Below are 14,236 nucleotides of genomic sequence, written 5' to 3' on the forward strand. Positions count from 1 at the left end.
TTTTCCTATATAATCGTTTTCGTTTCGCTGACTAATTTGTACCAATAGGCTGATTCTTTTGGATACCGTTTTTGTGTCTCAAAATCAACATAGAATAGACCGTAACGTTTGTTATAGCCGTTCACCCAAGAGAATACATCCATCAAAGACCAGATAAAATAGCCCTTTACATTCACACCTGCTTCAATCGCTTTAGCGATGTAGTTGAAATAGCCTCTAAGATAATCGATCCGGTCATCATCCAAAATAATGCCGTCATCAAAATGATCCTTATAGCCCAAACCATTTTCTGTGATATAAATCTTTTGGTAATTCGGATAATCTGCTTTTATGCGAACTAGTAAATCATAGATTCCTTCTGGATAAATCAACCAGTCCCAGTCTGTCCGAGGCAAATCATCTCGTTGGATTCGTTCACCGATTCCTTTAATACGATAAACCTGCGTTCCTTTTTCTCCCGTCGTGTTGTAAAACATCTGGCTTTCATCGTTATAAGCTTTTACCCAATGACTCACGTAATTATTGATTCCCAGATAATCATTGCGATTCGCTGCTTTCTTCATTTCGATAAAATCGCTTTCATCTATTGAAATACTGGTCTCATTTGCTTCTAAAATCTCGTTGATACATTCCATGGTGTGATCAGAGTAATACCCCAAATAGGTAGCATCCATTAAAAATTTTACGGACAAAGCATCGTCTAGTTCTGCTGCATGAATATCTTCCGGTGCGTCAGAGGCAGGATATTTCGGTTCCAATGAGTGCACGACACCAATTTCCCCTTCATAATTTCCTTCTTTAAAAATATTCACAGCCCGCGCATGAGCATACATCATATTGTGTAAAGCTGTAATCGTTTTTTGTAGATCAAATTGAATCTCAGGAGGAAAAGCACCGGTTAAATATTGATTGGTTGCTGCTGGATAAATTTCATTGAAGGTGCTCCAGTAATACACTTCCTTAAATTCGTCAAAGCAGAATTTTGCGTAATTTACGAAATGCTCGATAGTTTCACGATTTAAAAAGTCCCCTTCATCAAACAATGCTTTTGGTGTGTCAAAGTGATGAATGGTCACAAAAGGTTTGATCCCGTTTTTTTTACATTCGGCAAAAACCTTGTGATAATAGTCGACGCCCTTCTGATTCACCTCTCCATATCCATTTGGAAAGATCCGGCTCCAGGCGATTGACATACGTAAACTATCAATTTTAAATTTTTTGCACAACTCGATATCGACCGGGTATTGATGATAAAAATCACTTGCTGGCTCTGCCGTGTAACGACCTTTTTCTACTAAAAAAGTATCCCAAGCAACAGGTCCCTTCCCGTCTTTATCGATGGCACCTTCTACTTGATAAGCCGCAGTGGCTCCGCCCATTAAAAAATCTGCTGGTAACTTTCTTAATTCTGTCATTTTCACTTCTCCTCTTTTATAAAAGTCTTTGTATATGGATCGTAAAATAGATTCGTTCGTTTTCATTCAATGATTTTCCCAGATGACTCTCAATCAATTCATAAATTCGATCTCCTATTTGATAAGCCTGGGGATAATCTGTTTTTAAGGTCTCTTCAAAATTCAAAGAAAAAGGTTCCGTTTCATTTGGATCATTTGTAATCCGTTCCAAGAAATAATTCAAATGGATCATCAAGCGGTCATAATAGTTTTTATTTTTGTTGGTTCTGCGAATTCCAGCAGCAGACAATTCATTTTGCACCAATGCAATCATTTTCTTTTCGATACCATCATCGGTTTTTATCGATAATGATGTTCCCTTGGCATTGATAAAATGCAGTGCAATTCGACCGATCTCTTCTGTTGGAAAAGTCACTCCCAATTTTTCTTGAATCAATGCTAAAGCATTCTCTCCAATACTGAATTCTACTGGATAATCCGCTTTCATATTTGGCAAGGCTGCCGTTTCATAGGTTCCTTTATTCAGGTTCTGATAACTTAGATAAATATGGTCCGTCAAAGTGACATAGATATACTCCTGAACTGAATATTGGTAATGGCTTATGGCTCGCTCGATTATTTCATAAGAAGTGGTAATAAAATCTAGTGGAATATCCTTTAATAACGTGGAAAAGTTATTCTGGGATTCTTCATTTCTCAAAGTAAAGGTTCTTTCAACAGACTCTTCATTTATTAAATCACCCTTCTTTTTTTGATAAGTAATCCCGGCTCCCATGATTACCGCTTGCTGATCTGAATTGTCTCTCACGATAGCAACATTATTGTTTAAAACTTTAACGATTCGATACATTTCTATCCTCCTTTCAAACAAAAAGAGACTGCAAACAGTAGACGATTTCACCAAGAAACATAATCTACTATTCGCAGTCTCGCCTAATCTTATTAGTAACGATCCACTAGATATTCATTTATTGCAGTTAGTATAGCATGAATTTTAAGAGAAGTAAACACAGAATTACGAAAAAACAAACAAATACAAACTTAATCGCTCTGCAACAAACATTTCCAATCATTAATAAATGGATTCTAACCTTCTGGGTGCCCTAGTTCAATTTTATGATACGATCATTCTATAGAATATGACGATGTCAGGAGGTTCTGTATGAAAAAAATACTGATCATTGATGATGAACGTGATCTGCTAGAAACATTCAAAGATTATTTTCAATTGATGAATTATCTCGTCTATACTGCTGAAAATGGCTATGAAGGACTAAAGCAGCTTACTCATCAGCCAGATATTATTATTTTAGATGTTAACATGCCGGAAATGGACGGCTTTGAGTTGTGTGCTGCGATTCGTGAGCAGATCAGCTGTCCGATTGTTTTTCTATCGGCCAAAGAAGATGAGGAAAGTCGGATTCAAGGCCTGACGATCGGCGGTGATGATTATTTGGTCAAACCCGTTAGTCTGAAGGAACTTGGGCTGCGTATCGAGGCCCATCTTAGACGTGAAACACGCAAACAAATCAGCCGTAAAATTACCTACTTTGATGCACTGATGATCGATTATGACCAGAAGCTTTTAGCTTATCAGAAGCAGGAGATTTATTTGACCAAAGTAGAGTTCGCAATTGTCGAACTGCTGTCCAAACATCCTGGCAGAGCCTTTTCAAAAGAGGAAATCTATCAGCACCTTTGGGATTGGGATAAATTGGGTGATGCCGCGATTATCACCGAGCACGTTCGCCGGATTCGGAAAAAGCTTGCTGACTATTCAACTGTCGCGTTTATTCAAACCGTCTGGGGGGTGGGCTATAAATGGATTGGCTAGACGCTGGAATTGCTCGGTTGTTTGCGAAAAGAAGCAGTCTTGATCAAAGCTTATTTCTTTATCTTTTGATTGGCGTCTTAGGCGTTGCTTTTGCGACACTTATTACGGTCTCCATTTGTGTCAGCTGGGAACGCTTGATTCTGATGCCTGATTCCGAGCCCACTTATTTTTGGGCCTATTTGACTTGGACACCGTCTTCCACCTCACTACCAATAATTCAGCTATTGGAACTTGTACGGCAATTTGCTGTTTTTATTTATGGCTTTTTAGGGATTTTTCTTGCGACCAAAATGTTTTACCGCAAACGGATTTTACAGCCAATTACGATCTTAGAAAAAAGTATTCAGCAGATTGAGCAAGGAAATTATCAACAGCCGGTCTACTACAACACCTACGACGAATTTGAGAAAACCTCGCTTGGACTGGATCACCTACGAATAACCTTACAGGCCAATGAACAGAAGCTCAACGAGATGTATCACGACCAAAAAAAGGTCAATGCGGCCTTTTCTCATGATCTGCGCACACCACTGGCAACGATTCAAAATAATTTGGAGCTGTTGGAGGCCTATTACGAACAAGATCTTCTGAGTCCAGAAGCCTTCGAAAAAGCTGCGGTAAAAATCAAAAACAGTATTACCCGCCTAAGCACCTTTTCGGAAACGATGCAGCAGCTGCAAAAGTTGGAGGATCGACCGCTTCATATCACAGAACAGCCACTAGCACTGATTGAAGAAAACATTCAGGAGCTTCGTCGACAGCATCCAGACAAAGCACTTTTGGTTACAAAAGAATACCCAAAACTCACCGCAAGTTATGATCTTGATTTGATCAATGAAGTAGTGGAAAACCTGTTGAATAATGCCTATCGTTTCGCACGAAAACAATTAACTATGACGATCACCCTACAAGAGAAACTATTGATCGTGTACGTCAAGGATGATGGTCCCGGCTTTTCCAAAAAGGAATTAATAACAGCGACCGAGCCCTACTATTCACAAAATAAGAATGGGCATTTCGGACTTGGCTTGACGATTGCTGAAGCCTTGACGCGAAAGCATGGCGGCAATTTGAAAATTGCTAATAGTATTGATAGTGGTGCGATTGTTTCCGCTGTTTTCTCCATAACTTATTGAAAAAGGCGATTTGTAGAGAATTTATAGAGATTTGCTGATTATCCTTTAGGTAAGGAAACAAAAATTAGGAGGGATCGCTGATGCAGATCGAAATCAAAGAGTTAAATCAATACTACGGCAAAAAACAAGTTCTCTATAATATCAACCTATCCATTTCAACGGGGATGTTCGGACTATTAGGACGAAACGGTGCCGGCAAAACAACACTATTAAAAACGCTGGTCACTTTGCTTCCGGCAAACGAAGGAACGATCCGTATGAATGGGATCGACATCCATGAGCAGAAAAAAATCCGCTCGATCATCGGTTTCTTACCGCAGGAGTTTTCCATGTATGGCAATATGACCGCCTATCAAGCGTTGGATTACTTAGCCGTTCTTTCTGAACTCGATAAACGAACGCGGCAAACACGGATCGACGCCTTATTGGAACAAGTCAATCTGACGATTCATAAAAATGTCAAAGTCAAAGCGATGTCCGGTGGGATGAAGCGTCGTTTAGGAATCGCCCAAGCATTACTGAACGATCCGAAAATTTTAGTGGTGGATGAACCGACGGCAGGCTTGGACCCAGAGGAACGCTTGCGTTTCCGAAATTTGTTGGCTGAGGTCAGTGAAGATAAAATCGTTCTGCTATCTACTCACATCGCGGGCGACATCGAAGCTGCTGCGGAAAATGTCGCGATCTTAGAGCAAGGCCGAATCATCTTCTCCGATTCAATCGAACAGTTGCTGCTGAATGCCCAAGGAAAAATTTTCAGCGTTCAAGTGCCGCGAACAGAATTGAAGGCGGCAAAAGAACAAGTTCAAATCATCAGTTTGCAGCAAGAGGGCAGTACTTCGCATCTACGTTTCATTGGCAATCCAGAAGCGCCAATCATGCGACATCCGCTAGTGATCGAAGAACGTCCCACATTGGAGGATGCTTATCTCTACCTCCTATCAATGAAGGGTGGGAAGTAGCATGCTATTGAAAAAGGAACTAGGAATCACCTTAAAAAGCCTAACTTACTGGCTAGTCGTTCTATTCATTGGTGCCTTTCTTTTTACACAGTTGGGCTCAGATTTTATTTCCTTGAAGCAACCGGAACCTGGGAGGAATGATTACGATATCACCCAAACAACTGACAAAAAGGAAATTCAACGGCAAACGATTTATTCCTTACTACAGCAGTACAACAGCGGAGGGTATAACACCTACCCTTTTGGTTTTCTAAAAATCGTCAAGTTGTCAAAATCGGACAAGGCAACGGTCAAAGAAATCTTGGAACGAGCCACAGGCGAACCAATCGACGAATTAAACAAGCGTTTAACAGAGTTGGCACTAAAAAATCCTGAAACGGACCAATTTGGATTAGCAGAAAAGTTGCCGATCACCAAAGGCTATTCCTATTCCACCTTCGAAAAAGACATGGAAAAAGTCGCGGAGTTGATTGGCAATGGTTCGGATTTTTCGAAGACGGCCTATAGGAATCAATCGCGAAGAAAAATGACCTATCAAGAAGCTAGGAAAGAATTTCAATCGACACTAAACGAAGACCGTGTCTCAGGTGCCTTTGCCCGCATGGCTTGCGACTGTTTAGGTTTGATTCTCGCTTTGGCTCCCGTCTTTATCGCGGCCACCGTTGTTCTGCGCGACAAACGTGCCCAAAGTCAGTTAGTAATCAATAGCAAACAGCTCTCTAGCTTCAAGTTATACGGCATCCGCTTTTTGGCGACTGTTCTGTTGGTGCTCTTACCAGTCATGTTGTTTAGTTTACTGCCTGCCATCCAATCGGTTTATGTGGCTCAAAAGTATCATCATACCGGAGATTTGATTCTGTTTTATCAATACATTCTCGGCTGGACCCTCCCAACAATCGTAGCAGTAGTCGGAATCAGTTTCTTGATCACGACCGTCTTCAATGGATTGGTGAGTGTCATCTTCCAACTAGGTTTTTGGCTCTTATCCTTATTAAGTGGCAGTCGCACTATTGTTGGTAGTGTCGGACTAAACCTGATTCCACGATTCAATAGTGTCGGATCCCGTGATGTATTTGATCAGATTTTTTCTGAATTAGTCGTTAATCGTGTCTTTTGGCTAGCGCTTGGTTTACTTTGCTTCTTGCTCAGCTGTGTGATCTTTGATCGGAAACGGAAAGGACGGATGCACTATGGAAGTCCTCGCTAAGGTTTCGTTGGCTTTCTGGCGTTTCCATTTTTATCCCGCTGTATTTATAGCCATTTTGTTAACCATGCTCTTCCCCACCTTTTTCGGGGTCGAGAATGCATCATTTCTGCAAAGTGCCGAAATCTATGAACGCTTCTTTCCCTTGATCGGTTTGATCGTGTTTATTCCTCTTTATCTGCCGGATAGTTCAGAGGAAACGACGTTACTGATTAAAACCAAACGCTTTTCTTATGTAGGCATTTTGCTCTTACGTTTTCTCCAGATTCTTATCACCTTACTATTACTGACTTGCGGCTGCTTATTGCTTTTTGAATTAAGCAACGCAACGATCGAATTTGACTTGTTTTTATTTAGTGGAATAGCAAATGCCCTGTTTATGGGGGGACTATACGCGATTGGTTTCGCCTTCGCCAATCAATCGGTCACAGGTTTGATTCTGCCGTTGGGCTATTATGTGGCTAGTCTATTCGTTGGTGAAAAATATTTACAGATTTTCTATCTCTTTACTTTGGGAGAGAAAGATACCCATTCTAAACTCGTTCTATTTTTCAGTGGATTGTTGTTCATTCTGCTAAGTTTCGTGATTCGGAAAAGAAGGAAATAAAAAAATCGTAACAGAAGACTCTTTCTGTTACGATTTTTTTGCGTCATTTCGGCACCTCACATCTGGTAACGATACCAAAAATATTTTGCTTTTTTGGTATTCCTCCCCTAAACTATTCTAGAAGACGCATTCCCATGAAAAATAGTTCCAAGGATATTCGCCAGCCTTGAGCATTCGTGAATCCTATGGTGATGGAAGGAAAAGAAAATAGATGGAAAAACATTTGATTTTTATGGATATCGACGGCACGCTCGTTGACCGCGATCAGAAAATCTCCCCCCGCACGAGAGCTGTTGTAAATGAACTTCAACAAGAAGGTCATGAATTTTATGTTGCTACTGGCAGGAAATATTCCTCCGCCTATGAAATGGCGAAAAAATTGACCGACGCTACACAAGTCATTGCCTCAAACGGAAGCGTGTATTCGATTAATGAGACGTTGCATAAGAAGCGTTTGTCGGACGCAGCACTGGAATTTATTTATCAAACACTAGCAGAATATGAGCTGCCACTGTTTTTCTTTGGTGAGCATACGATTTTCTATACCCAGCAGCTGCCAAGCTACCTGCAAAAAAATGACCAATCGCGGATTGGCAACAGCGAAGAGGATTTTCTTTTTATCGACTCGTTGGACACCTTGATGGCCATCAGCCAGCGAATCGTTAATGGGATCGTCATTGCGGATGAACGTGAAGCGGAGCTTGAACAGGTCCGTACGCTTTTAGCAGAGAGTCAGCTACTATCGGTCTCTTCTTCCCATCCCAATAACATTGAGTTGATTCCTTTAGGAGTTAATAAAGCAACAGCGATTCAAGCCGTACAAACTAATTTGCTGATTCCGCAAAAAAATATCATCAGCTTCGGCGATGGAATGAACGATCTGGAAATGCTGCAAGCTTCCGGTGTGGGTGTCGCGATGGGCAATGCCGTCGACGAATTGAAAAAACATGCGAAGTTCATCACCGATGCCAATGTTGAAGATGGCATCGCTAATTTTCTGATCGATTATTTCAGCTAAACTAATGAAGCGTACAAAGCGAATGCAAACATTTTTGAAGATCCTTTGGCAGCCACTAAATTAGATATAAAAGCCGCGCCACTCAAGATTTCTCATAGAGTGGCACGGCTTTTTTTTGCTATTTTCTCAACAACTCACCATGCTGTACTTGATTTTTACTCAGTGAGTCAAAACTTTCCCCGCCATTGGTAACCAGCGTTAAAACAACCTCGGATTTTCCGGACTTACGGATGCGGTCAAAGTCAGCCGTGACCAATAGCGTATTTTCATCCACTGCTTGTCCTTCTTGAACATGAACTTCAAAGGGCTCCCCCGCTAATTCAACCGTGTCTAAACCAATATGAATCAAGACTTCACTACCTGACGAACTCGTCAAGCCAATCGCGTGCTTGGTTTGAAAAATCGTGGTAATCGTCCCTTTGATTGGCGCATAAATTTCAGATGCAGCCGGTTGAATCCCAAAGCCCTCACCCATCATTTTTTGTGAAAATACCGGATCAGCTACTTCATTTAATGGAACAAACGTCCCATCTACAGGTGCGAAAAAGGCGTCTGTTTTTTTCTTTTTAAAACGTTCAAACATTTTCTATTCTCCAATCGTTCTAATCATCGCGTCCTAATAATTGATTGATTTCTTGACTGAACAAGTCGGCCTTCCCGCCAAAGACTGCCTGGATACCGCCTTGAACTTCGAACACAGCCGTTGCACCAAGCCGCTTGAATACTGGCTTTTGAACCTTATCACCTTGTTTTACCGCCACGCGCAAACGTGTCGCACAGGCTGTCACGGTTTCAATATTCTCATCCCCGCCAAGTGCTTCAATGATCTGCCACGCTTGCTCCTTCAAACTCGCAGAACCAGAATCATCGGTTACTTCAAGCAGGTCCTCATCATTTTCCATACCAGGAATCGCCACTTTAAATTTCTTGATGCAGAAGCTGAAGACGAAGAAATAAATCAGCGCCCAAGCTATCCCAAACGGAATCACTTTGATCCAATTGGTCTTATCATTTCCCTGCAGCACACCGAATAGCAAATAATCAATTAGACCGCCTGAAAAGGAGTTTCCGATTCGAATATTCAAGATATCAGCAAAATAGAAGGACAATCCGTCTAAGAAGGCATGAATCACGTAAAGCCAAGGAGCAACAAACAAGAACATATACTCAATCGGCTCTGTGATCCCGGTTAAGAACGAAGTCAACGCCCCACTAAAATACAAACCGCCGTTTTTCTTACGATTTTCTTTTGGAATCGCACGGTACATCGCATAACAAGCCGCTGGCAAACCAAACATCATCGTCGCAAAACGTCCAGCGAAGAAACGCGTACCGTAAGTAAATAATCCCGTATGGCTAGAATCCGCCAGTTGTGCGAAGAAAATATTTTGCGCGCCAGAAATCGACTGACCTGCAACCGTCTCTACCCCGCCCAAAGAAGTGTACCAAAACATCGGATAAATCGTATGATGCAAGCCTACTGCGCCAGTCAAACGCAGCAAGAAACCGTAAAAGAAGGTCCCGATACTGCCCATCTGTGCAACTTGTTGACCAATGCCCACCATCCCATTTTGAATCGGCGGCCAAATCAGATAGAAGACACAGCCGATCGCAATCGCGCTAAAGGAAGAAACAATCGGGATAAAGCGTGAACCACCGAAGAACCCTAAAAATTGCGGCAGCTCAATTTTCCGATAGCGATTGTGGAGGAAAGCAACTGTTCCACCAATCACGATCGAACCAACCACACCCGTATCGATGCTAGCATCTTTAGCAGAAAATAATTCCAATAATCCGCTGATTGTCGCTGTATAAACTAAAAATGCTACTCCGCCAGCTAAACCGGCTGTTCCTTTATCTCCTTTGGCTAACCCAACGGCGATCCCGATTGCAAAAATCAGTGCAAGATTGGCAAACACGGCATTTCCGGCAAAACTCATAACACTTAGAATCGTTTGCAGCCATGGCTGATTCAAAAATGGATAGGCCGCCACTGCACTTTCATTTGTTAACGCGCCGCCTAATCCCAACAACAAACCTGCCGCCGGTAAAATCGCGATCGGCAGCATAAACGCTCGTCCTAACTGTGAAAACTTTTTAAACATGATTTCTCCTCCTTATTCTTCATTCATTAACGCTTGAATAAAACGTGTCGCAATCTCCTTCGGTCGTGTGATCGCTCCGCCAACAACAACCCCTGCAGCCCCTAAATCCTGAATCTTTCTGGCTTCCTCTGGTGTATGAATTTGTCCTTCTGCGATAACCTCCACACCCTCATCAATTAAGGCTTTCACTAAATCAATCGTTGAGGGGGAATCCTTTTGGGTATACCCTCTTAACGTCGTACCAACAAAGTCGACTCCTGCTTGCCAAGCATTGATTCCTTCTTCGAATGTTGCAATGTCCGCCATCAAAAGCTGGGTAGGGTACTTTTCTTTGATTTGTTGAATCAATTGGTTCGTCGACAGACCGTCTGGACGTTCACGCAAGGTACAATCCAGGGCAATTACTTCGACGCCCGTTTCCGCTAACGCATCGACCTCCTTCATCGTCGGGGTAATAAATACGTCAAAATCTGGGTATGTCTGTTTAATAATTCCAATGATTGGTAGATCAACTTTTTCCTGTATTTGCTGGATATCTCTTACCGTATTCGCTCGAATTCCCACTGCCCCGGCTTCTTTTGCCGCCAGAGCCATCAAGGGCATCACCCCTCCTTCTTCTGTATACAACGGTTCGCCTGGCAATGCTTGACAAGAAACAATCAAGCCGCCTTTCACAGCACTCAAAAACTCTTTTTTCTTCACGCTCCATTTTCACTCCGTTTTTAAATTATTTTGGATTATTACTCCAAAAATATAGCATGCGCTTTCACAAATGTAAATAGGAAATGAAAAAAAATTTTTTTTGACGTATAATCGAATGTGACAATAGAGAGGTAAAAGGGAGAACAAATGACCATTACGTATACGATCCAAGAAAAATATGTAACCCTGACAAAATCCGAAAAAAAAATCGCTGATTATATTTTGACCAGCGGGGAAAAAATCGTTCACAGTACCATGAGTGACATCCGCGAAGCCACGAATGTTGGTGACGGAACGATTATGCGTTTTTGCCAAAAAATTGGTTTTTCTGGTTTTTCAGATTTGAAAATCGCCATCGCTAAAGAGGATTTCAGCAAACAACAGGAAGACTCACAGGAATCCGGTTTTTTTGATAAACGCTCAAAGACTATAAATAAAGCCCTAAAGACCACGAATCAACGTTTGGATAACGAAAAAATTAAACAGGCTGTCCAGATGATCACCGAAGCCAATCAGATCTACATCTTTGGCGTGGGTTCTAGTGGCAATACCGGCAATGACTTAGAAGCGATGCTTTTACGTGTCGGTGTGCAATCGCGCTCTGTGGTTGATCCCCACTTCCAAGCACAAATTGCTTCCTTGCTGACTGAAAAAGATCTAGTAATCGGCTTCTCCTTATCCGGTCGCACAAAAGATACCCATGATTCTTTGAGTATCGCCAAAAAAAATCACGCGAAGATCATCGCGATTACGAATTATCAATTATCACCAATCGCACAGCTGGCCGATGTCGTTTTACAAACAGCAATCGAAGAATTTTTAGATGGCGCTTCATTGGCAGGAAAAATCTCCCAATTATATTTGTGTGATTTACTTGTCCAAGGCTACGAAATCGAGAATAATGTCAATTCGATCGAACTGAGAGAAACCGTCCTACGTTCTATCTTAGATAAAAGTCTGGATTGATTTTTTAAGCTAAAAAACCGCTCACCCCTGAGACACAATTTGGGTGAGCGGCTTTTTCTTCGTAAGATGCTCTGGAAAATACTAGATGTCTTTTGCACAAAAGGTATACAGATAGAATCATACTACTCTTTTCTCCATCATTTTATGCTATTTGGCGGAGCTAATATTTATTAAATTGCACTCAATCTTTAAAACTACAAAAATCAAAAACTGCCTATCTTTCTCGATAGGCAGTTTTTGATTTATTGTACGGTTTGTTGGTTTGGATCAACGGCTTGTGCCGGTTGCTGATTGTCATCCGTTGTTTGCGTGCCCTGCGGATGGGTCGCGAAATATTGCGCTTCACGATTTTCAGCATTTTGCTGCAAATTGTAATAATAGAAGCTGATGTCGTTATTATGGAACGAGCCAGCTGGGAATATTTTCCGTGTACTTTCCGGCATTTCATATTTCGCTTTATCTACACTTGAAGACACCACTAACCCTCTTGTTGGATCAAGAGTTGCATCCGCAAAATTCATGACCTTCGCGTAATCGCCATTGTCATTTCGGACATAAGAACCTAGATTTTCTGCCGCTGTTGCTGGCGTGCCATCAGTTCTCCAATTGATTGGATTGATCGCTAACGCGCCTTCATCCCAAGTGGGTAATGTACCAGTAAAATCTGGAGCAACGGTATTGTATGAAACGACGACGCCAGTATCATCTGGACCAGTCGCAAATTTGACCTGCGGATTGTCGTTCATTTCTTGTTGGGTCACCGATTGGCCTAAAACGTAAGCCGCGATCATGCGGTCGCTAACACCAGGATTATTTTTGAAATAGTCATACATGATGGCTTTTAGCATCCGAGCACCCTGAGAGTGACCTACTAAAATAAAGGGACGGTTATTGTTTTCGTGTTTGATGTAATAATCAAAGGCAGCTATAACATCTGCTTTTGGAATACCATCCGTATACTGTGCCTGTTCCTCTTTTGATTTTGTCAGCAGCCACTTCGCATCTAGCTGACGATAATAGGGGGCATAAATGTTGCCGCTCGTATCAAAGGCGGAGCCTTGCGTCGCTAAAAATACCTGTGCGCCAGCGCGCATCGTCGCATTATCAATTTTCGCTACTGGTGACGAGTTTTCATTTTTTTGCGCATAGGCTGTTGGATACAACATAAAGACATCGGCTTGGCTCGTGATTTCTGTTGGCTTTGCTAACCAATTATCTGCATTACTATAGTCACTGGCTTTAATGGTCTCACCAGCTTTTTCTGGTTCTTTGGCTTTTTTTATCGTGGTTTTACGGGTTTCTTGCTTCGGTGCTTCTTCGCTCGTAAAGAAGGTTGTATAGGCATAGTAGCCGCCAACTCCTAATACAGCTACTACTAATAGTCCAATAATGAATTTTTTCATTGTGTCCTCCAAAAAAAGAATTGATGTACCTCATTATAGGGCAGTTGGGTTTTGTTTGACAAATTCCCTGTGGATTTAATTAGAAAAGCTTATGAAATGATTTTGTATGTGGATTAGTGAGTGATTATTGGCAATCAATAGTATCTACAATTGACACTGTATATACACATGATAAAATGTAGATATATAATTAAAGTGGTTATGAGGAGGATTATTATGGCTAGATCAACAAGATCCTATAAAATCAGAAAATCAGGTAATAGCGATGTAACGACTATTCCTCAAGAAGTAAAAGACCAACTTGGCATCACTACCGGCGACTCGATTCAATACATTCTTTTACCTGACGGCAGCTTTAAAATTGAAAAGGCAGCCGAGGTGGCTGACATTGATTCGATCGTTGATTCTGTTATGACGCAGTATGAAGAAGCAATCAGAGATTTGGTAGATTTATGATTTATTTGACCGTCAAAGACATTATCAGAATCAATGCCAAACTGATCTCAAAAACTTCCGTAGGAGAAATGATCGGGGTCAAAGATGCCTCTGCCTTAGATATGTGTGTCAAGCAACCGATGCAAGTTGTTTTCGAGAGAGAAATCTATCCTGAAATTCATGATAAGGCCGCAATACTAGCTATTAATCTTGCTAAAAGACATCCTTTTCAAAATGCCAATAAGCGAACGGCTTTGGTTGCCATGGTGACATTTTTAATCGCAAATGGCTACTCAACTAACTTTAGCCAAGAAGAAGCTGTTCAGTTTATTTTGACTATCACAACGAGTGACAAAGCATTTGATTTACTGAAGGAAGATGTCACATCCTATTTGAAAAATTCAGGAAAAATAAAAAAGTTGTAAAAAAACGCTCAGAAGAAAAAATCT

Annotated in this window: 15 protein-coding genes; 9 read left to right on the forward strand and 6 right to left on the reverse strand. The window is 41.4% G+C overall.

Annotated features, from left to right (window positions below):
- Positions 1-5 precede the first annotated feature (5 nt).
- Together lacG and IGI44_RS13710 are read right to left on the reverse strand one after the other, a co-directional pair.
- The gene (lacG, locus tag IGI44_RS13705; RefSeq protein WP_438788297.1) at positions 6-1,415 is read right to left on the reverse strand and encodes a 6-phospho-beta-galactosidase; all 1,410 of its coding nucleotides are present in this window, start codon (positions 1,413-1,415) and stop codon (positions 6-8) included.
- A gap of 16 nt (positions 1,416-1,431) precedes the next feature.
- Complete coding sequence (locus IGI44_RS13710) at positions 1,432-2,265, reverse strand: PRD domain-containing protein (protein ID WP_438788298.1); 834 nt, start codon at positions 2,263-2,265, stop codon at positions 1,432-1,434.
- A gap of 312 nt (positions 2,266-2,577) precedes the next feature.
- Between IGI44_RS13710 and IGI44_RS13715 the strand changes: the two genes are divergently transcribed.
- From IGI44_RS13715 to IGI44_RS13740, 6 genes are all read left to right on the forward strand, one after another.
- Positions 2,578-3,249 (forward strand): response regulator transcription factor, encoded by a 672-nt coding sequence (locus IGI44_RS13715; protein ID WP_438788299.1) that lies wholly within the window; start codon positions 2,578-2,580, stop codon positions 3,247-3,249.
- The gene (locus tag IGI44_RS13720) at positions 3,237-4,385 is read left to right on the forward strand and encodes a sensor histidine kinase (protein ID WP_438788300.1); all 1,149 of its coding nucleotides are present in this window, start codon (positions 3,237-3,239) and stop codon (positions 4,383-4,385) included. The genes IGI44_RS13715 and IGI44_RS13720 overlap by 13 nt, the downstream gene beginning before the upstream one ends.
- Before the next feature lie 80 nt (positions 4,386-4,465).
- Positions 4,466-5,347: an ATP-binding cassette domain-containing protein gene (locus IGI44_RS13725; RefSeq protein ID WP_438788301.1), complete on the forward strand. Its 882-nt coding sequence runs from the start codon at positions 4,466-4,468 to the stop codon at positions 5,345-5,347.
- A gap of 1 nt (position 5,348) precedes the next feature.
- The gene (locus IGI44_RS13730; RefSeq protein ID WP_438788303.1) at positions 5,349-6,554 is read left to right on the forward strand and encodes an ABC transporter permease; all 1,206 of its coding nucleotides are present in this window, start codon (positions 5,349-5,351) and stop codon (positions 6,552-6,554) included.
- Positions 6,538-7,158, forward strand: a complete 621-nt coding sequence (locus IGI44_RS13735) for a hypothetical protein (protein ID WP_438788304.1) — start codon at positions 6,538-6,540, stop codon at positions 7,156-7,158. Before IGI44_RS13730 ends, IGI44_RS13735 begins: the two co-directional genes overlap by 17 nt.
- A gap of 211 nt (positions 7,159-7,369) precedes the next feature.
- Complete coding sequence (locus tag IGI44_RS13740) at positions 7,370-8,176, forward strand: HAD family hydrolase (protein WP_438788305.1); 807 nt, start codon at positions 7,370-7,372, stop codon at positions 8,174-8,176.
- A gap of 118 nt (positions 8,177-8,294) precedes the next feature.
- On the opposite strand, the gene IGI44_RS13745 is transcribed toward IGI44_RS13740, so the two are convergent.
- The 3 genes from IGI44_RS13745 to IGI44_RS13755 are packed head-to-tail and all read right to left on the reverse strand — an operon-like array spanning position 8,295 to position 10,983.
- Positions 8,295-8,759 carry a PTS sugar transporter subunit IIA gene (locus IGI44_RS13745; protein WP_438788306.1) on the reverse strand — a complete coding sequence of 155 codons (465 nt, stop codon included), beginning with the start codon at positions 8,757-8,759 and terminating at the stop codon, positions 8,295-8,297.
- Between the two features lie 19 nt (positions 8,760-8,778).
- Positions 8,779-10,281 carry a PTS transporter subunit EIIC gene (locus IGI44_RS13750; RefSeq protein ID WP_438788307.1) on the reverse strand — a complete coding sequence of 501 codons (1,503 nt, stop codon included), beginning with the start codon at positions 10,279-10,281 and terminating at the stop codon, positions 8,779-8,781.
- Positions 10,282-10,293: 12 nt separating this feature from the next.
- Positions 10,294-10,983: an N-acetylmannosamine-6-phosphate 2-epimerase gene (locus IGI44_RS13755; protein WP_438788309.1), complete on the reverse strand. Its 690-nt coding sequence runs from the start codon at positions 10,981-10,983 to the stop codon at positions 10,294-10,296.
- A gap of 147 nt (positions 10,984-11,130) precedes the next feature.
- On the opposite strand from IGI44_RS13755, the gene IGI44_RS13760 reads away from it, so the two are divergent.
- On the forward strand, positions 11,131-11,949 hold the full coding sequence (locus IGI44_RS13760; protein WP_438788310.1) for a MurR/RpiR family transcriptional regulator: 819 nt from the start codon (positions 11,131-11,133) through the stop codon (positions 11,947-11,949).
- A gap of 242 nt (positions 11,950-12,191) precedes the next feature.
- Here the strand turns inward: IGI44_RS13760 and IGI44_RS13765 are convergent, their stop codons facing one another.
- Entirely contained in the window at positions 12,192-13,352 is a 1,161-nt protein-coding gene (locus IGI44_RS13765; protein WP_438788311.1) for a DUF3089 domain-containing protein, read from the reverse strand.
- Between the two features lie 216 nt (positions 13,353-13,568).
- On the opposite strand from IGI44_RS13765, the gene IGI44_RS13770 reads away from it, so the two are divergent.
- The gene (locus IGI44_RS13770) at positions 13,569-13,808 is read left to right on the forward strand and encodes an AbrB/MazE/SpoVT family DNA-binding domain-containing protein (RefSeq protein WP_438788312.1); all 240 of its coding nucleotides are present in this window, start codon (positions 13,569-13,571) and stop codon (positions 13,806-13,808) included.
- On the forward strand, positions 13,805-14,212 hold the full coding sequence (locus IGI44_RS13775) for a type II toxin-antitoxin system death-on-curing family toxin (protein WP_438788313.1): 408 nt from the start codon (positions 13,805-13,807) through the stop codon (positions 14,210-14,212). The genes IGI44_RS13770 and IGI44_RS13775 overlap by 4 nt, the downstream gene beginning before the upstream one ends.
- Positions 14,213-14,236: the final 24 nt, after the last annotated feature.

The sequence above is a fragment of the Enterococcus sp. DIV0756 genome, assembly GCF_051710745.1.
Lineage (GTDB): Bacteria > Bacillota > Bacilli > Lactobacillales > Enterococcaceae > Enterococcus_A.